Raw genomic sequence first — 17,958 nt, 5'->3', positions numbered from 1 at the left:
GAAAAGATGACAAAGCAAGAATTAATACAACATGTAGAAAAGAGATTGCGAACGATTTACGGGGATGATTTCAAAGAGGAGTTCCTGACTTCTTTTACAGAGCTAATGGATAAATGGAGTCGTCACTCTTGGGAAAGTGCAGCCCCTGTGTCAGAAGAAAACGTGTATCTCATCACATATGGTGACAGCATTTACGAAGAGGGCAAGCCCACGCTTGCTTCTCTTCGCACCTTCTTACATGAAAAGGTGAAGGGTACGATTACAGATGTTCACTTGCTGCCGATGTTTCCCTATACGTCCGATGATGGATTCTCCGTCGTGGACTATCGTCAATTGGATCAGAAGCTTGGTGATTGGTCGAACATTGAAGAGTTGTCCCGGGATTATCGCTTAATGTTTGATTTTGTTGCCAATCATATTTCGAAATCGAGTGAGTGGTTCCAAGGGTATCTGAATGGCGACGCAAGATATCAGGAATACTTTGTTCCGAGAGATCCTTCTTTTGATACGAGTGCTGTGGTTCGTCCCCGCACCTCGCCTTTATATCATGAATACGAAGGACGCGACGGCGTGAAAACGGCTTGGACGACCTTCAGTGAAGATCAGGTGGACTTGAATTTCCGCCACTACCCGGTGTTAGAGGAAACAACGGATATTTTGCTGGAGTATGCAAGTAAAGGTGGGACCAGCATTCGCCTGGATGCCATCGGGTTCATTTGGAAGGAATCAGGCACCACGTCCATTCATCTGCCACAGGCACATGAAATCATCAAGCTGTGGAGAGAGGTCATGGACTTCTTCAAGCCGAATACCCAGATCATTACGGAAACGAATGTACCGCACAAAGAAAACATCAGCTATTTCGGTGATGGGACGGATGAAGCCAATATGGTTTATCAATTCTCCCTGCCTCCTTTGGTTCTGTTTTCACTGACGACTCATAATGGTGCGAAGCTGACGGAATGGGCGAAAACGATCGATACCGTTTCGGATACTGCGACTTATTTCAATTTCCTTGCGAGTCATGACGGAATCGGGATGCGTCCGACGGAAGGGATCCTGACCGAGGATGACAAACAGCTGCTTGTGAATAAAGTGAAAGAAAACGGCGGTCGTGTTTCGTATAAAGCCAATAGTGATGGCAGCCAGTCTGTCTATGAATTGAACATCAACTATTCAGCAGCACTGGTCAATCAAGGCGAGGATACGACAGAAGAGCTTGAAGTGAAGAAGATGCTTGCTGCGCATTCCATCCTGTTATCGTTTGTGGGAGTTCCGGCTGTTTACTATCATTCCTTACTCGGTTCTCATAATGATGAAGCCGGTGTTGAAGCATCTGGCATCAACCGCCGGATCAATCGTGAGAAGCTGGAGCTTGGAAGCATCCTTGAGGAATTAGAGTCGGATTCCCGTCGTAAAGGGATCTTCGAAGGTTTACAGGACATGATTTCGATCCGTCAAAAGGAATCTGCTTTCTCTCCTTATGCAGGACAGGAAGTGCTGGAACTCGGTGAGAATGTATTCAGATTGAAGCGTTTCAATGAGGAAACGGGAGAAAGCATCCTGTTTATGGTCAATCTGGATGTGAAGTCTGTTGAAGTGAATGTTCCTCGCGCAGGAACGGATCTGGTAAGCGGGAAAGAAGTAAGTGGAAAAGTGGAATTGCGTCCATATGAATTCATGTGGGTGAAACAATAGATGAATATAAGGTGCCAGTCGCTGAGTTAGGCTTCTGGCATCTTTTTATAGGAGCGTGTAGGAGATGAATGTTTTAATAGCATCGGATTCTTATAAGGATTCATTGTCTGCTTTTGAAGTGGGGGAAGCGGCTCGGAAGGGGATCCTATCTGCCTGGCCATCCGCTCATGTGGAGAACTCACCTATGGCGGATGGTGGAGAGGGGACCCTGGATGCCCTGCTCACTTGCCTTGATGGGGAAGAGAAGGAAGTCCGGGTGCGTGATCCGTTAATGAATCTTGTTACTGCCAGATATGTTGTTCTGAACGGGGACACGGCGTTTATTGAGAGTGCACGCAGCAGCGGACTCCCCCTGGTACCGTTTGAGAAGCGGGATCCGATGAAGGCGAATACGTATGGACTTGGTGAGCAGATTAAGGACGCCGTCCTGAATGGATATCGCAATATCGTTATTTCACTTGGCGGGAGTGCCACGAATGACGGTGGGACCGGTATGCTGGAGGCTTTGGGATGGACGTTTTATGATGGGGACGGAGCAGAGCTTGGAGTGGAAGGGAATCCATTGCTTAAGACGGCTTCATTTTCAGATGGTGAGCGGTTAGCCGGACTGGAGGAATGCACGTTTACGATTGCGAGTGACGTCACGAATCCATTCTATGGAGAGAGAGGTGCTGCTCATATTTTTGGTAGGCAGAAGGGGGCCACATCTGAAGGGATCCTTGAACTTGATGCCGGTTTGGTGAGGCTCGCTTCCCTTTTTAAAGAAGGATATGGAGTTGACGTTCAAAAGGTAGCAGGATCAGGAGCTGCCGGGGGTCTCGGTGGAAGTATCGTCGCTGCTTTAAACGGTGTTCTTCAATCTGGGGTGGACACGGTGATGGAGCTTACCGGATTAGAAGAAAAAGTGAAGCAGGCGGATATTGTTTTTACCGGTGAAGGAAGTCTCGATCAGCAATCATTGATGGGGAAAGTGCCTGTTGGGGTTGCGCGACTTGCGAAGAAACACGGTAAGACTGTGATCGGGATTGCGGGGCGGATCGATACGGATTTGGCTGAGGTGAATCAGTATCTGGATGCGGTGTTTTCGATTCAGACTGAGTGCCGGTCGTTGGAGGAAGCGTTGAGGAGAGAGGTCACGAGTGAGCAGATCCGGGTGACGGTGGAGCAGGTTGTGCGGTTATTGAAGAAATGATGTGGGAGTTCGCCTTATGATCTTCTTCTATCTATTGGATGAGGAAATATAAGTGCCTGACACTAAGTTCCGGGTCAAATTGAAAGGTCCGTCCCTCTTTGCTTTAAAGCGGTGAGGGACGGACCTTTATCTAAAGTGAGTTCGTACTCTTCAGTTGATGGATAGTATAGTTACAGGTTAGTTCTTTATCCGTGAACAGGTTGACTCCGGTTGATTGCTTCTTGGGGAAGACCCTAGTTGTAAAGACAACCTCACCGTCATTGATAAAAATTTCGGCGATGCTCCGGTCACCGAATACCTGTACTTTAACGCTGTCCCCGATGCTGAGCTCAGCACTTCGCACCAGACCATTTTCCTTATCAAATGAGGCATGGAAATTCTCGCGATTCAACGTCACCGTTTGGTTCGAACGATCAAATGCTAAGACAAGTCCCTCTGTTTCCGATGAGAAGAGTTCCAGCCCGAAAGAGTCTGATCCACGGGATTCGATGGAAGCTTCCAACTCAAATGAACGGAAACCGGAATAGAGATTGGCTGAGCCTGTATCCAACGTCAGGCTTCCTGAATGTGACTTGCTTCGAAGCGGCTTTAATTCAGTAGCCGGCTTTTGAACGAGATGACCGTTCACGATATCAAGCTCCCTGGGAAGTGTAAGGCAGTGGGCCCAATCCTGTTTGTCGGTGGGATATTCAACTTCGGCCATACCGGCCCAGCCGAACATTAACCGTTCATGGCTTTTTCCTTCGAATGTTTGAGGAGCATAAAAATCAAAGCCCTTGTCCAATTCCTGATAATCGGTCACGTCGAATGTAAGGTTCTCGATGTCGAGTTTACCAAGTGCGTATATCACATTGTAAAGATTTTGATAGTCGTGCTGTTTCGCCTCCAGCCCTTGAGGGGAGACAATGAGAACGTCTTGACCCTTGATTTCAAAATAATCAGGGCACTCCAGCATATAACAGGATTCCGGTAAATCCAGGTCCAATTTCAACTCTCCCTTGAACGACCAGTCTAGGGCATCCTTCGATTCATATACAATGATCGCTCCGGTTTTATCTTCGCGCTGTGCCCCGAGCAGCATGTAATACATGTTCCCTTTTTTAAACACTTTGGGGTCACGGACATGACCGGTGTATCCAGCAGGAACACCCTCAATGATCGGGTTTCTATCATATTTCCGGACTTGTCCATCCTTTTCCATGATGGCAAGACATTGATTGGCGGATCGTTCTTCTGCGCCGTATTTTATGTTCCCTGTATAGTAAAGGTACAACTTCCCGTCCACTTCCATGGAAGCTCCGGAATAGGCACCATGTGACTCATAATCCTCCGTCGGGACCAGGGCAGTTGGCAGCCGTTCCCAATCCACAAGATTAGTGGATTTCACATGGGCCCAGTGCTTCATCCCGTGGTATGCTCCGAACGGAAACCACTGGTAAAAGACATGATATGCACCATTGAAGTAGGCGAGGCCATTTGGATCATTTAAGAGACCATGCTCCGGGTGAATATGGAAAGCGGGTTTCCAAATGGATGCTACCACTTTTTCTATAAGGATTTCCACCTCATTTGCTTCTGCTTCGTGGAGGGTTCTATATTTCGGTTCGGTATATTTTGTCATTGTGGAATAAATCCTTTCGTGTAGGGTTCTTTACGCGTATGGAAGAAAAGCAGGTGAGGACCATTCACCTGCTTATTTGTCCGTTTCGAGATTTTTCTTATCCGAATACCCGAACATCCAGGTAAGGGCGAAGGCTACTCCGATAGCGACAATGTTAATGAATAGATATTGAAGGATTTGCCCGTTTAGATATAACAACATACCAGGAATAACGGTAATGGCCATACCTGTTGCCTTCAATCCCATGAGAGAAGCAATGAAACCGCCGGCCGCACCGCCGATGAGTCCCATGATGAATGGTTTTCCGTAACGGAGATTGACTCCGAAGATAGCCGGCTCCGTGATCCCTAAGAATGCTGAGAGGGAAGAAGGTAGAGCCAAAGCTTTCAGTTTTTTGGATTTGGTCTTTAATCCAACTGCCAAAGCTGCGCCGCCCTGTGCTGCAATCGAGCAGGTGATGATCGCATTATAGGGATTGTTTCCGAATTTGGCAAGAAGCTGAATTTCCAGGAGATTAAAGATGTGGTGAATCCCGGTAACAACGATAATCTGGTTGATTCCGCCAATGATAAGTCCGCTAATGCCAAAAGGCCATTCCAGAACTGCCACTGTTCCATCAAGGATCACATTCTCCAGACTATGGAATATAGGTCCGATCACGAATAATGCTAGAGTGATCATGATCAATAATGTAAGAAACGGTGTAATGATTAAATCCAGTGCTTCCGGGGTCCGTTTGCGTATCTGTCTCTCAAGCTTTGCCCCAATAATACCTGCGATGAAAGCGGGAAGGACGGATCCCTGATACCCGACTACAGGAATGAAGCCGAGAAACTCAAGTGGCTGTACATCCCCTCCGGCAACACCCCAGGCATTTGGCAGTGATGGACTCACAAGCATCAGCCCAAGGACCATTCCGACGATCGGTGTCCCGCCGAATACTCTGAAGGTCGACCAGGCGACGAGTGCAGGTAAGAAGATGAATGCAGTGTCTGTAAGGATCTGAGTGAATAAAATGAAATTCTGTGATATATCATCCGGCGTCATGCCAAAGAAGGCTAAAATCTGTTCTTGTAGTACGAGGCCACGCAATCCCATGAACAGACCGGTTGCGACAAGGACAGGTATAATCGGTACAAATACATCCCCGAATGTACGAATGGCACGTTGAAAAGCGTTTCCGCTTTTGACGGCTTCTTTCGATTGGTCAGCCTTTGAGGAACCTGCAACACCTAATTGCCTCACTTCTTCATAAATGCGATTAACCGTGCCGGTTCCTAATATAATTTGATATTGACCGGAGTTGAAAAATGCTCCCTTTACTTTTTCCGTATTTTCAATGGCAGCTTGGTCGATTTTCTCTTTATCTTTTACCATGATTCGTAAACGGGTGGCGCAATGGGCAACGGAAAGGATGTTCTCTTCACCGCCGACACCTGATAGAATGTCTTCTGCAATCTTTCTGTTATCAGACATGATTTCTCCTCCTTCTTTTGTGTGTAATCGATTACATATCTCAGAAAATTAATAGTATCAGCTGATTGATGCCGATACCATGGAAATGAATAAACACGTTGTGTAATCGATTACATACGTACCAAAAAAACGTTGTGTAATCGATTACACAAAATTATACACTATCTTTTTTTACTAGTCTATAGTCTAATACCATTTTATCGTTCGGTATGTTCTCATGGTTGATTTGAGCCAGGATCATATTGGCTGCTTCCTGTCCTGCTTTATGGTAATGGAAATCAACGGTGGTGAGGGAGGGAGTGACATATTGAGAGAGTTCGGAAGCTCCTACTCCAGCCAAGGCAATGTCTTCAGGTATCCGCAAACCCGCCTGTTTGATATAGTTCATGGCACCGATGGCAAGCCTGTCCGTCACAGCAAATACGGCTGTGGGGTGCTGTTTGGAATCTTCCATGATGTTCTTCATCGCCTGATAACCGGACTCCACATCGAAAACAGCCGTTTGAATCCAATGCTCCTCGATCCTGAGTCCATGCTCTTCCATCGCTGACAAGTAGCCTTGTTTTCTTAACAATCCTACTGCCCTGTCCGATTCGCTCACTCCGATGAAAGCAATCTTCTCATGTTTCTTTTCGATGAAGTATTCGATCATGTCCTTCGACGCCATCATCTCATTAAAGGCAACGGAAGGCGTATCGGGGAGGTCCTGACCAACGACCACTACCGGAATCTTCAACTTTTGAATTTCCTCCATCAATGGTCCGCTCGTATTCGTAGCCGAAAGGACGATGCCTTCAACATCCCTGCTTTTTAGCAGTCTGATAAACTCGATCTCTTTAGAAGCATTTAAATTGGTGTTGGCGAGTAAAATCTGATAACCCTTCTCGGCAAGGATCTGGTCCAGCCCATTCACCATCCGGCTCGTCGTTTCTGAACCGAGCTTCGGCAGGATGACCCCGATCACCTTCGTTTTCTTCGTCCGCAGCGACTTCGCATTCTCACTCGGAACATATCCTGTTTCTTCTATTACTTTCAGAATTCGATCTCGTGCCTCTTCACTTACATACCCGGAATCATTCAACATCCTGGATACGGTTGCGCTTGATACTTGGGCTCTTCTGGCCACTTCCTTGATTGTGATCAATCAAAATCCTCCTTGTTCGTTCTGGATCATGTCATTATTTTACCTTATGGGAGGCGATTTTAGAAGGTGGTTGGTGAGGAGCGTGCCTGGATTGCTTTTCAAAAGGCAAAAAAAGGTCATAAGATAGACAATTGATAAGTTAATAGGGTTATTAGTGAGAAAGTTTAAAAGATCAATTAGTGATTGGAAAGCTGGGGAAATAGCTTTCGTCCTTAATCTTTTGAATTGGTTTAAAAGGAAGAGGGGTTTCCCCCTTAATTAGTTTGGAGCAATAATCCACCAAAAAAATAAAAAATGGAGAACATATTCACAAAAGCGCTTTCATATGCTAGGATAGAACCTAATAGGGGAACCTACTCTTGGAAAGGGGGAGAATACGGTCATTGAAAGCAAGCTTGGAAGAATGCGTGATTACCAGCCGGTATCTACGCCGTGATCAACGATACTACATCCATGAGTACAAAAGGGGTCATGAAGAGACAGTCGATGTTTTATTTGTTCAAGATGGAATGGACTATGCAGAGCTTGGAGAAATCATCCCGTCACTAGATGCGATTCTCGTAAACTCGGAATCTCATCATCTGGTACTGGTTCTCATACCTCCGTCCAGTTCAGAAGAACGCTATCATTTCTATCATCCAAAGGGGAAGCAACACGAGAATTATGTCCGATTCTTTAATGAAGAACTTCTTGGGGACATACGTGGCCGATTTAACCGTAATGGCAAGAAGCTTCGCAAAACAGGGTTGCTGGGGGATTCTCTTGGTGCAGCGGTCTCTATGAGTATAGCTTGTAACTCACCGGAACCGTGGTCACACTTACTACTGCAATCAGGTGCTTATACAGAATTGCACGAGTTGAAAATTCGCAATCTTCCAAAAGTAAGTTGGCGGGTGTATCAGGTAGTGGGTATCGGGGAAGAGTCTGTTACCTACCCGCTAACGGGCGAGAAATTGCCGATTTTATCTTTCAATCGGACTCTGCACAGCCTACTTCAAGCCGTCACAGATACTATTACATACTACGAAGAAGACGACCAGCACCTCTGGGATTTTTGGAGAAGGGACCTGCCGCGTGCATTGAAGTATTTTATCCATACGAATACAAAAGGGGAAAGGGATGAATGAGATGTTTAAAAATGGAAAGTTTCTATTAACGCTTATGTTGATGTTTGCTATGCTATTTACAGCTGCTTGTAACAGCAGCAAATCAAGCTCTTCAGGGGAACAGAAAGAAGGAACGAAAGAGGATCCGGTAGAGATTGAATTCTGGACGATGCAATTATCTCCAACCTTCGATGATTACTTAAACGGAGTCATTGCTGATTTTGAAAAAGAAAACCCGAATGTGAAAGTGAAATGGGTGGACATTCCTTGGGGTGATATGGAGACGAAGATCCTTTCAGCCGTCGCTTCAAAAACGGCTCCCGATGTAGCCAACCTGAACCCGCAGTTCGCGGCGAAGCTTGCAGAGCTTGATGCATTAGTCAATATGGATGAAATGGTTCCGGAAGATGTGAAGAGTAAGTATTTCGAGAACATTTGGTCTTCCAACACATTCGACGGAAAGACGTTCGGTATTCCTTGGTATCTGTCTTCTCAGGTAACGATGTATAACTCGGATATCTTTAAGGAAGCGGGACTTGATCCAGAGAAAGCACCGGCTACTTTCGAAGAATTAACAGATGTGGCAAAAACGATTAAAGACAAAACGGGTAAATACGCGTTCTTCCCGGCCCTTGATGGGAGTCATCTACTGGAGACAATGGTCATGATGGGCGTGGATTTAACAAATGAGGACATGACGAAAGCGACATTCAACACAGCAGAAGGAAAAGAAGCTTTTAACTTCTTCGTGAACCTTTACAAGAATGACCTGATTCCACGTGAAGTGTTAACAGAAGGGCACTCTAAAGCGGTCGATTTGTATCAAGCGGGTGAAATTGCGATCCTGCCTTCAGGCCCACAATTCTTGACGATTGTAGAAGAGAATGCTCCTGATATTTTGAAAGCCACAAGAACCGCACCAATCATCACGGGTGAGACGAACAAGAAAAACGTAGCGGCCATGAACGTCGTGGTGCCGAAGCAATCTGAGCATCAGCAGGCAGCAGTGGACTTCTCCATTTTCTTGACGAATGCGGAGAACCAGGTTGAATTTGATAAACAGACAGCGATCCTTCCATCCATTGAAACGGCTCTTGATGATCCGTATTTCAGTGAAGAGCCTGCGGATGCGACTCCAATTGATAAGGCCCGTATCGTATCGGCTGGTCAATTAAAGGATAGTGAAGTACTGATTCCGCCAATGAGCAACTTTGAAGAGTTACGTACAGCGATGAACGAAGCCCTTCATGCAGCAATGCTTGGGGATATGACGGTGGACGAAGCATTGGATCAGGCTGAAATGAAATGGAACGAAACGCTATCTAAATAAGGGAATGGAGGAAAGGGAGTTTATCTCCCTTTCTGCATTTCAATGAAAGCACGGTGAAGACAAGATGATCAGCAAGGAAATCGTTTTTGAACAATTAAAGGGAAAGCTTGTGGTGTCATGCCAGGCCCTTGAACATGAACCGTTGCACGGGGCGGATGTAATGGGGAAAATGGCAAAAGCCGCTTACGTCGGTGGTGCTTCGGGGATCCGGGCAAACAGTGCGGTTGATATTAAAACCATCAAGCAGTACGTGGATTTACCGATCATTGGATTAGTGAAGAGGGATTACCCGGAAAGTGATGTCTACATAACGGCTACAAGGAAAGAAGCCGATGAACTGATTGGAGCAGGGGTGGACATGATCGCCATTGATGCGACGACGAGAACACGTCCGAACGGTGAATCACTGGAAAGCTTGATCACGTATCTGAAGTCAAAAGGGCAAACGATCATGGCGGATGTTTCCACCTATGAAGAAGCCGTTAACGCAGTGGAGCTCGGTGTCGACTGTGTCAGCACCACTATGTCGGGATACACGCCGTATTCGCCTCAGCAATGTGAGCCTGATTTTAAGTTATTGAAAAAATTGGTTGAAACCATCAAGATTCCGGTGTTTGCCGAAGGGCGGATTTCGACTCCGGAAGAAGTGTGTCAGGCATTGGATATGGGGGCTCACACCGTCGTAGTCGGTTCGGCCATCACAAGGCCGCAGGAAATCACGAAAAGGTTTGTACAATCCATCCAGAATAAAGGAGGTAATCAAGATGCAGGCACAAACGGCATCAAAGAGCAAATTAGGAGGGTTAATTAACAGCTATTATCCTTCCCTCACAAAGTCCGAGCAAAAAGTGGCGACAGTGGTGTTAGAACAAATGGAAAAAGCCCTCTACTACTCGGTGACAGATCTTGCCGATGTAGCGGAAGTGGGGGAAACGACGGTGCTCCGTTTCTGCCGGAAGATTGGCATGAAAGGATATCAGGAGTTCAAGCTTGCCATGGCGAAGGATTTATCCTCCATGTCTCAAGAAGAAGAGTCAGATCCCAGTAAGCCCGCCGGCTTCATTCAATCGATTGCTTCTTATACGAAGAACGCCGTGGATGAAACCGTCAATAAGCTGGATGAAGAAACGTTGGAAGAAGCGATCAGACTCCTTTCCGGAGCAAGATCCATCCATTTCTTTGGAGTCGGGACGTCGGGACTGACGGCATTGGATGCGAAGAATCGTTTCCTCCGGATCGGATACCGGTCGGATGCGGTCATCGATCCACATATCCAGTCCATGACGGCTGCCACTGTGAAAGAAGGGGATGTGGTGGTTGGATTGAGTATCTCGGGAAGCACGAAGGACACGATCGATTCCCTGACACTGGCCAAAGAAAACGGAGCAAGCGTCATCGCCATCACATACTATGCCCGTTCACCGATTACGAAGCTTGCGGATGCAGTTCTGTTAAGCGGCGGGAAGGAATCCCCTCTTGAAGGTGGATCCATGATCGCGAAGATTTCACAGCTCTTCGTCATCGATCTGCTATGTACCGGGCTTGCCCTCCACAATAAAGAGTTCTCCCTTGGCATGAAAGAGAAAACCGCAAGAGCCGTTGTAGACAAAATCTATTAAACTGGTAAGCAGGTGAAACGATGAAGGTCATTGGAATCGATGTCGGGGGTACCGGGGTCAAAGGGGCGGTTGTTCAAAAGGATGGCACGATCCTCCACGAGGAAAAGGTACCCACCGATATCTCGAACGGGAGAGAGGGAATCCTCGGCTCAATCTTTCAAGTGATTGATCGATTAATGAAGGAAGACTGCACTATTTCAGGAATCGGGATCGGTACGGCAGGCCGTGTGGATCCTCTGAAAGGGACGGTCGTCTACGCGACAGACAACTTGCCTTCCTGGCAGGGAACCCAAGTAAAAGAAGAAATAGAAACGCGCTACGGACTGCCATGTGCAGTTGACAATGATGCGAATGTCGCTCTCCTGGGAGAGCTTTGGAAGTGGGAAGGAAATCCCGAAACGGCGGTCATGTTGACCCTTGGGACCGGTGTCGGGGGAGCGAACGCCATACAAGGTGAGGTCTTACACGGCCATCACCATCAAAGTGGGGAATGGGGACATGTTGTGCTCGTTCCAAATGGAAAGCCGTGCAATTGTGGGAAGAAAGGCTGCCTGGAGCAGTATCTGTCGGGTACAACCCTTGTGCAGGACGTTTTCACCGAAACGAACCGAATTTTCCCCCATGGCTCAGAGATTTTTAAGGAATATTCAATTGGAAATCAACAGGTCAAGCAGGTGGTTGACCGTTATCTGGATTATTTGGCCATCGCCGCGCACAACATCTCTGTGAGCGTCGATCCGGAAGTCCTCTTCATCGGGGGAGGAGTCATTGACTCCAAGGACCATTGGTGGGCCGACTTCCAGGCTAAATTGAAGGAATATTTTGTTAATACAAGCATTTATCCTGCAGTTTTAGGAAATCAGGCGGGAATGCTTGGAGCTGCCAAGCTCTTATTTCAAGCGATGGAGAAAAGAGGGGAGTCCGTTTGAGAAATCATCCGTTAACACCATTTCTGTTTTTGATACCCGGTGTCATCATCCTGGGTGCATTCATCTTTTATCCCATGCTCAATGCCATCTGGCTGAGCTTCACGAATTACAATATCGTCACCGATGCCGAATTCATCGGACTTGAAAACTACAAAGGGCTGTTCGCTGATGCCCTGTTCTGGAAAGTGCTCGGGCAGACGTTGTTATATCTGGTCATCGTCGTGCCTGCACTCGTGATCCTGCCGATTTTCCTGGCGATCCTCGTGAACCAGCAGGTAAAGGGGATTGGATTCTTCCGTTCCGCCTATTATGTACCGGTCGTCACCTCCATGGTCGTGGTGGGGATTGCGTGGAAATGGGTGTATGCAGATAAAGGAATCCTGAATTACATATTGGAATCACTTGGATTGATATCTGAACCTGTAAACTGGCTGACCTCGACGTCTACATCGATTTTTGCCGTCATGGTCGTCACCATCTGGAAGGGACTCGGCTATTATATGGTCATTTACCTGGCGGGACTGCAGTCGATTTCAGATGATTTATATGAAGCAGCGGACATTGACGGAGCAAGCAAATGGAAACAGATTTGGCATATTACCATTCCTTTATTAATGCCTTCCATTATGATCGTCACCATCATGTCATCGATTTCCGCCATGAAGGTATTCGAAGAAATCTACGTCATGACCGGGGGCGGTCCGCTGAACAGCTCGAAAACACTCGTCTTCTATATTTATGAAGAAGCCTTCGATAAGCTGCAGATGGGCTATGCAAGTGCGGCCGGGGTCGTATTATTCATCATCACGTTGATCTTCTCTGTTATTAATATCAAGTTCATGAGCAAAAAAGAATCTGCGATAAAGGGGTGATTCTCCATGAGTTCTCCTTCTCTTGGAACCAGTAAAGAACATTCAACCGAACTAACTGTCAAAAAACCGATAAACGTAAAAAAGATGGGGAAAGTCGTTCTTCAATATGCGACCCTCCTATTCGTCACACTCATCATGGTCGGTCCATTCCTATGGCTCCTGGCCACGTCACTTAAATCGGGCAGCGAGAATATCTTCTCGTATCCGCCTCAGTTCATCCCCGAAAAAATCACATTCGGTAACTATGTGGAAGTGATGGATTTCTTCCCGTTCTGGCGTTACCTGTTTAATAGTGTTGTCGTATCCGTAGTGACGGTCCTCTTGAATATCGTCTTCTGTTCACTGGCCGCCTATCCACTCGCCCGCATGAACTTCCGCGGGAAAAATATCGTCTTCGTCCTCATTCTCAGTACGATGATGGTGCCGTTTCAGCTCCTGATGATCCCGATTTACCTATTGGCATTGGACTTAGGTCTGCAAAACACATATGCAGGATTGATCCTGCCCCACGCCACCACGGCTTTCGGGATTTTCCTGATGCGTCAGGCATTCCTTACGATCCCGTATGAGCTGGATGAATCGGCCCGGATGGATGGAGCCAATGCGTTTCAAATCTGGTGGCGGGTTCTTATGCCACTCGTCAAGCCTTCCCTTGTCACGCTTGCCATTTTCACGTTCATGATGGCGTGGGGAGATTTCCTCTGGCCGCTCATCATCTTAAATGATACGAGCATGTACACGCTGCCACTCGGCGTCAACACGCTCGCCGGTTCCTTCTCGGCTAACTGGCGCTACATCGCGGCAGGATCGATCATCTCGATACTTCCGATCATCATCATATTCTTCATCCTGCAGCGCCACTTCATCGCAGGGGCCATGAAAGGGGCGGTGAAAGGATAATGAGTAAGAAAATGACGTGTCATATCGTCTTCCAAACCCATTGGGACAGGGAGTGGTACTTACCGTTTGAAGTATTCCGCCACCGGCTTGTCCAGGTGATGGACCGGATTGTGTCAGGTCTTGAGAAGGGAGAGTTGGAGCAATTTGTTCTGGATGGTCAGATGGCTGCCCTGGAGGATTACTTTGAGGTTTGTGAAGAGGGCATGAAGGAAAGAGTCCTTCATTTAATAGAAAAGAAGAAGATCATCATCGGTCCGTGGTATGTCCTGGCCGATGAGTTTCTTGTGAGCGGGGAGTCCCTGATCCGGAATATGGAGATGGGATTGAAGATCGCCGGTCGATATGGAGAGTCCCAGAAGGTCGGGTATTTACCGGATACGTTCGGTCATGTGAGTCAGATGCCTCAGCTGTTACAGGGATTTGGAATTGATAACGCCATTTTATGGCGGGGAATTAAGCCCGAAACGTCTGAGTTTCATTGGGAAGCACCGAATGGGTCCAGCGTTTTCACGGCCTTTTTGCCAGAGGGGTATTACCAGCCTTTATTGAATGAGGACAATGCAGAGGAACAGTTGAATTCCTATGTGGAGAAGGTCATGCCTTATGCGACGACCTCTCAGCTATTGTTAACGAATGGCGGGGATCACTTGATGCCGAAGCACGGAAATCTGATGAAGCAGATCAATGAGCTTCAAGGGGAAGTGGAGTTTGTGTCCAGCACCTATGAAGCGTTTCTTAAGAGCGTTCAGGGTGAAATCTCGGCTGATTTGCCTGTGTTTGTCGGGGAAATGAGAAGCAATGAGCATATTTATGTCCTTCCGAATGTCCTGTCGGCTAGGAGCTATCTCAAGGTTCAAAATCAGGAGATGGAGGATGAACTGACGGGCTATACGGAACCACTGGCGACGCTTGCCGGGCAAGAGAAATATCCTCATCGATACCTCGAGGAATCCTGGAAGCTTCTACTGTTGAATCATCCACACGACAGTATTTGCGGCTGCAGCATTGATGAGGTTCATAAGGAAATGGAGACGAGGACGATGATGCTCCGGCAGAGGATTTCGTCCATTCAAAAAGGATCGTTCACTCATCTCGGCGTTCAGGATCCGATGTTTTCAGGATCAGGACTGAGAAAGCCGTTTGAGGATAACAGCGTGTTTACGGTCATCAATCCTCATCCAAGGCCGCTCACCGGCTGGGTGTCGGGGGAGATCTGGCTGGAGGAAGAAAGATTGTTTGAATTACAGGACGAGAACGGGAAGCTTCATACCCCTGTAATCAAGAATAAGCGGAAGGGTCGACACTTTGATTCTCCCCTGGACGCGTTCCCGGATTTTAAAGAGGGGACATTTTATGAGGTGGAATTTTATGTGGAGGATCTTCCTGCTACTTCACTCGCTACTCTTACAGTCGTGGAGGGGAGCTATGAGGAAATACGTGAGACTCAGGAGAGTGTGATCGAAAACGAGTATTACTCGATTGAACTGGAGGAGGATGGAACCCTTTCACTACTTGATAAAGAAACGGGCAAGCGTCATGAAGGATTGCAGCGATTTTACAGCACCCTGGATGCTGGCGATGAGTATAACTACTCCTCGCCTGTGAACGATGTGAAGACGGTGGCTGAGCTTGCGGGCGCAGGAATGGTCCGGAAAGCGTCTGGCGTTCAAGAATTATCATATGATCTAAAGCTTCTCACACCGGCAGGGTTGAACGAAGATCGAACCGGTCCTTCAGAAGAGACGGTCACGACGACTGTACATATCACGATTACTGTGAAAGATCATAATAGGAAGATCGATGTATCATACACGATCAATAATCGCTCGAAGGATCAACGGCTCCGCGTTCAATATCCATTGGGAGCGTCCGTGGATTACACGTATAGCGATACGGCGTTCGATGTGGTGAAGCGGGAAGCGAAGAAGGATGAAGAATTTGATGCAGCGAAGCAAAAGGAAGTGCCGGTCGTCGTCGAGCCTTCTCTATCATTTGTGCGTTCGGATAGCGGATTCACTTTTTACCATCGAGGGTTGCACGAGTACCAGGTTACCAGAATGGAAGAAGAAGATTCCCTTGATGTGACGCTCATCAGGAGCGTCGGCTGGCTGTCCCGTGATGATTTACGGACACGTGGCGGGGGAGCGGGACCGAATATGGAAACGCCGGAAGCTCAGTGCATCGGAATGTATACCTTCCGTGCAGCATTTGAATTCCACCCCCATATGAGTATTGGTCACGTGGCTACGGAAGCCCACTTGTTCCGTGTTCCACCGCGGATTTATCCGGGTGAAGCGAAGGGAATCGGAAGTTTAGTAGAAATCGATAATTATGACGTACAGTGGAGTTCACTTAGAAGAGTAGGAGATGGAGTGGAGCTGCGTGTATGGAATCCGACCAATCAAAATCAGGTGTTTACTTTGACTTCAATTGGTGAGGTCGAGGAGCGGGTGGACTTTCTGCACAAACCTGGACGGGTTGGCGATTATACATTAAAACCGAAGGAAATTGCTACTTATCTCATAAAAGGAGGAAACAAGCATGAATAGGAAGATTGCCCTCCTGCCTGTGGATGGGAGACCGGTGACCAGGGAGCTTCCAAGGCAGATCGCCTCGATCGGAAATTGGGAAGTGCTGATTCCGCCTAAAGACCTCCTCGGCTTTTTGAAAAAACCCGGAGATATCGAAGCTTTGGAAAAGTGGATCTGGGAAGTGGCTCCTGTTGTGGATGGATTTGTCCTTTCCGTCGACATGCTGGGATACGGAGGGCTGGTTCCTTCCCGCGTTTGTACCGATGGAGAGGAGAGCATTAAACAGCGCATCGGGACCATCCGATCGTTAAAAGAAAAGTACCCTGAAAAATCCCTGATGGCCTTCAGTTCCACCATGCGCATCTCAAATAACTACGTCAATGAGGAAGAGAAGGAATACTGGAGTGATTACGGAGTCGAGCTTTGGGAATATTCCTTCCACATTCACCGGTTTGAGAAAACAGGGTGTGAGGAATCCAATCGAAACGTTCAGGATCTCAGGAATCGGATCCCGTCAGAGGTTCTGGAAGACTACCTATCAACCAGACTGAAAAACTATCGTGTGAACGTTTCCCTGTTGGATATGGTGGAAGATCAAACACTTGATGTACTGGTATTCCCGCAGGATGATACATCCGAGTATGGGCTGAATATCGGGGAGCAGGAAGACCTTTCAAGGAAAGTATATGAGCGGGAGTTATTTCACCAGGTGTTCATTTATCCTGGAGCGGATGAAGTTGCCAATACCCTTGTAGCGAAGATGATCTATCAACTTGAAAACGTCAGTTTCCCTACGTTTTTCCCGATTTACAGCGGTGAAACCGGTGCGTTATCGACGGCCATGTATGAAGACCGGCCGATTTGCGAGTCGGTGAAGGGGCAGATTTTTGCTTTTGGCGGATACACCGTCAGTTCTCCGGGAGAAGCGGATATTGTGTTCGCGGTCAACGTACCGGGAAAACGACAGGGAGATCTTGCCCTGCAAAAATACCTGGGGGAAGTCGATACCCCTCATCGGAATATCGGGGAGTGGACCAAGCGTATCTCTCATTATCTTCGTCAGGATAAGCTTGTAGCCGTAGCGGATACGGCCTATGCCAACGGAGTCGATGCCCGCATGCTGCCCCAGCTGTTGTCTGAGATCAAGGTGAGTGAGATTGCCGGATTTGCAGGCTGGAATACAGCGGGGAACACTTTGGGGACGGTCGTTGCACAGGTAGCGATGGTTCATCTTCAGAAGCAGAAGCCTTCCCTGCCGGAAGCGGAGATAAATGAAAGGCTGCTGGCTGAAATCACCCTTCGATTATTGGACGATTATGTGTATCAGTCGATTGTTCGTCAGCAGGTGCGGGCTGGAGTAGATGAGTCGGCTATCAGCCGTGAAGAGCTGTTGAGCAGGGTGACGGAACTATTCCGTAAGCAGGCTTCTGATTTCCTGGATCGATACCATCTCCTTTTTTCACTGGAGGACATTTACCTGCCTTGGGACAGGACGTTCGAAATCGGGATAGACAGGGGTGTTGGGTCGTGACCTTACGGA

General features: G+C 47.5%; 14 protein-coding genes. 11 read left to right on the top strand and 3 right to left on the bottom strand.

Annotated elements, in window-relative coordinates; translation table 11 throughout:
* The first annotated feature begins 6 nt into the window (after positions 1–6).
* Positions 7–1,698 carry a sugar phosphorylase gene (locus tag NQ095_RS19040; RefSeq protein ID WP_258265017.1) on the top strand — a complete coding sequence of 564 codons (1,692 nt, stop codon included), beginning with the start codon at positions 7–9 and terminating at the stop codon, positions 1,696–1,698.
* Positions 1,699–1,762: 64 nt separating this feature from the next.
* Positions 1,763–2,890, top strand: coding sequence for a glycerate kinase family protein (locus NQ095_RS19035; protein WP_258265016.1), 1,128 nt, complete (start codon positions 1,763–1,765; stop codon positions 2,888–2,890).
* A gap of 130 nt (positions 2,891–3,020) precedes the next feature.
* Here the strand turns inward: NQ095_RS19035 and NQ095_RS19030 are convergent, their stop codons facing one another.
* From NQ095_RS19030 to NQ095_RS19020, 3 genes are all read right to left on the bottom strand, one after another.
* A complete protein-coding gene (locus tag NQ095_RS19030) occupies positions 3,021–4,511 on the bottom strand; it encodes a glycoside hydrolase family 32 protein (RefSeq protein ID WP_258265015.1) in 1,491 nt (496 codons plus the stop codon).
* A gap of 72 nt (positions 4,512–4,583) precedes the next feature.
* Complete coding sequence (locus NQ095_RS19025; RefSeq protein WP_258265014.1) at positions 4,584–5,987, bottom strand: sucrose-specific PTS transporter subunit IIBC; 1,404 nt, start codon at positions 5,985–5,987, stop codon at positions 4,584–4,586.
* Between the two features lie 154 nt (positions 5,988–6,141).
* A complete protein-coding gene (locus NQ095_RS19020) occupies positions 6,142–7,131 on the bottom strand; it encodes a LacI family DNA-binding transcriptional regulator (RefSeq protein WP_258265013.1) in 990 nt (329 codons plus the stop codon).
* A gap of 383 nt (positions 7,132–7,514) precedes the next feature.
* Between NQ095_RS19020 and NQ095_RS19015 the strand changes: the two genes are divergently transcribed.
* From NQ095_RS19015 to NQ095_RS18975, 9 genes are all read left to right on the top strand, one after another.
* On the top strand, positions 7,515–8,258 hold the full coding sequence (locus NQ095_RS19015) for an alpha/beta hydrolase (protein WP_258265012.1): 744 nt from the start codon (positions 7,515–7,517) through the stop codon (positions 8,256–8,258).
* Positions 8,251–9,567, top strand: coding sequence for an ABC transporter substrate-binding protein (locus NQ095_RS19010; protein WP_258265011.1), 1,317 nt, complete (start codon positions 8,251–8,253; stop codon positions 9,565–9,567). Before NQ095_RS19015 ends, NQ095_RS19010 begins: the two co-directional genes overlap by 8 nt.
* A 64-nt stretch (positions 9,568–9,631) precedes the next feature.
* Positions 9,632–10,378, top strand: coding sequence for an N-acetylmannosamine-6-phosphate 2-epimerase (locus tag NQ095_RS19005; RefSeq protein WP_258265010.1), 747 nt, complete (start codon positions 9,632–9,634; stop codon positions 10,376–10,378).
* A complete protein-coding gene (locus NQ095_RS19000; protein ID WP_258265009.1) occupies positions 10,332–11,186 on the top strand; it encodes a MurR/RpiR family transcriptional regulator in 855 nt (284 codons plus the stop codon). The genes NQ095_RS19005 and NQ095_RS19000 overlap by 47 nt, the downstream gene beginning before the upstream one ends.
* Before the next feature lie 20 nt (positions 11,187–11,206).
* Entirely contained in the window at positions 11,207–12,115 is a 909-nt protein-coding gene (locus tag NQ095_RS18995) for an ROK family protein (protein WP_258265008.1), read from the top strand.
* Positions 12,112–12,987: a carbohydrate ABC transporter permease gene (locus NQ095_RS18990; protein ID WP_258265007.1), complete on the top strand. Its 876-nt coding sequence runs from the start codon at positions 12,112–12,114 to the stop codon at positions 12,985–12,987. Before NQ095_RS18995 ends, NQ095_RS18990 begins: the two co-directional genes overlap by 4 nt.
* A gap of 6 nt (positions 12,988–12,993) precedes the next feature.
* Positions 12,994–13,887: a carbohydrate ABC transporter permease gene (locus NQ095_RS18985; RefSeq protein ID WP_258265006.1), complete on the top strand. Its 894-nt coding sequence runs from the start codon at positions 12,994–12,996 to the stop codon at positions 13,885–13,887.
* The gene (locus NQ095_RS18980; RefSeq protein ID WP_258265005.1) at positions 13,887–16,436 is read left to right on the top strand and encodes an alpha-mannosidase; all 2,550 of its coding nucleotides are present in this window, start codon (positions 13,887–13,889) and stop codon (positions 16,434–16,436) included. Before NQ095_RS18985 ends, NQ095_RS18980 begins: the two co-directional genes overlap by 1 nt.
* A complete protein-coding gene (locus tag NQ095_RS18975) occupies positions 16,429–17,949 on the top strand; it encodes a DUF4127 family protein (protein WP_258265004.1) in 1,521 nt (506 codons plus the stop codon). The genes NQ095_RS18980 and NQ095_RS18975 overlap by 8 nt, the downstream gene beginning before the upstream one ends.
* Positions 17,950–17,958: the final 9 nt, after the last annotated feature.

This window comes from Rossellomorea sp. SC111 (assembly GCF_024733565.1).
Classification (GTDB): Bacteria; Bacillota; Bacilli; order Bacillales; family Bacillaceae_B; genus Rossellomorea.
Note: the sequence above shows the minus strand (reverse complement) of the source record. Positions and strands in the feature narration are given on the sequence as shown.

What these genes read in the sequence shown, in the direction of transcription:
- NQ095_RS19005 (WP_258265010.1), top strand. Translation starts at nt 9,632, where the DNA reads ATGATCAGCAAGGAAATCGTTTTTGAACAATTAAAGGGAAAGCTTGTG.
- NQ095_RS19010 (WP_258265011.1), top strand. Translation starts at nt 8,251, where the DNA reads ATGAATGAGATGTTTAAAAATGGAAAGTTTCTATTAACGCTTATGTTG.
- NQ095_RS18995 (WP_258265008.1), top strand. Translation starts at nt 11,207, where the DNA reads ATGAAGGTCATTGGAATCGATGTCGGGGGTACCGGGGTCAAAGGGGCG.
- NQ095_RS18980 (WP_258265005.1), top strand. Translation starts at nt 13,887, where the DNA reads ATGAGTAAGAAAATGACGTGTCATATCGTCTTCCAAACCCATTGGGAC.
- NQ095_RS19000 (WP_258265009.1), top strand. Translation starts at nt 10,332, where the DNA reads ATGCAGGCACAAACGGCATCAAAGAGCAAATTAGGAGGGTTAATTAAC.
- NQ095_RS19030 (WP_258265015.1), bottom strand. Translation starts at nt 4,511, where the DNA reads ATGACAAAATATACCGAACCGAAATATAGAACCCTCCACGAAGCAGAA.
- NQ095_RS19040 (WP_258265017.1), top strand. Translation starts at nt 7, where the DNA reads ATGACAAAGCAAGAATTAATACAACATGTAGAAAAGAGATTGCGAACG.
- NQ095_RS18975 (WP_258265004.1), top strand. Translation starts at nt 16,429, where the DNA reads ATGAATAGGAAGATTGCCCTCCTGCCTGTGGATGGGAGACCGGTGACC.
- NQ095_RS19025 (WP_258265014.1), bottom strand. Translation starts at nt 5,987, where the DNA reads ATGTCTGATAACAGAAAGATTGCAGAAGACATTCTATCAGGTGTCGGC.
- NQ095_RS18985 (WP_258265006.1), top strand. Translation starts at nt 12,994, where the DNA reads ATGAGTTCTCCTTCTCTTGGAACCAGTAAAGAACATTCAACCGAACTA.
- NQ095_RS19035 (WP_258265016.1), top strand. Translation starts at nt 1,763, where the DNA reads ATGAATGTTTTAATAGCATCGGATTCTTATAAGGATTCATTGTCTGCT.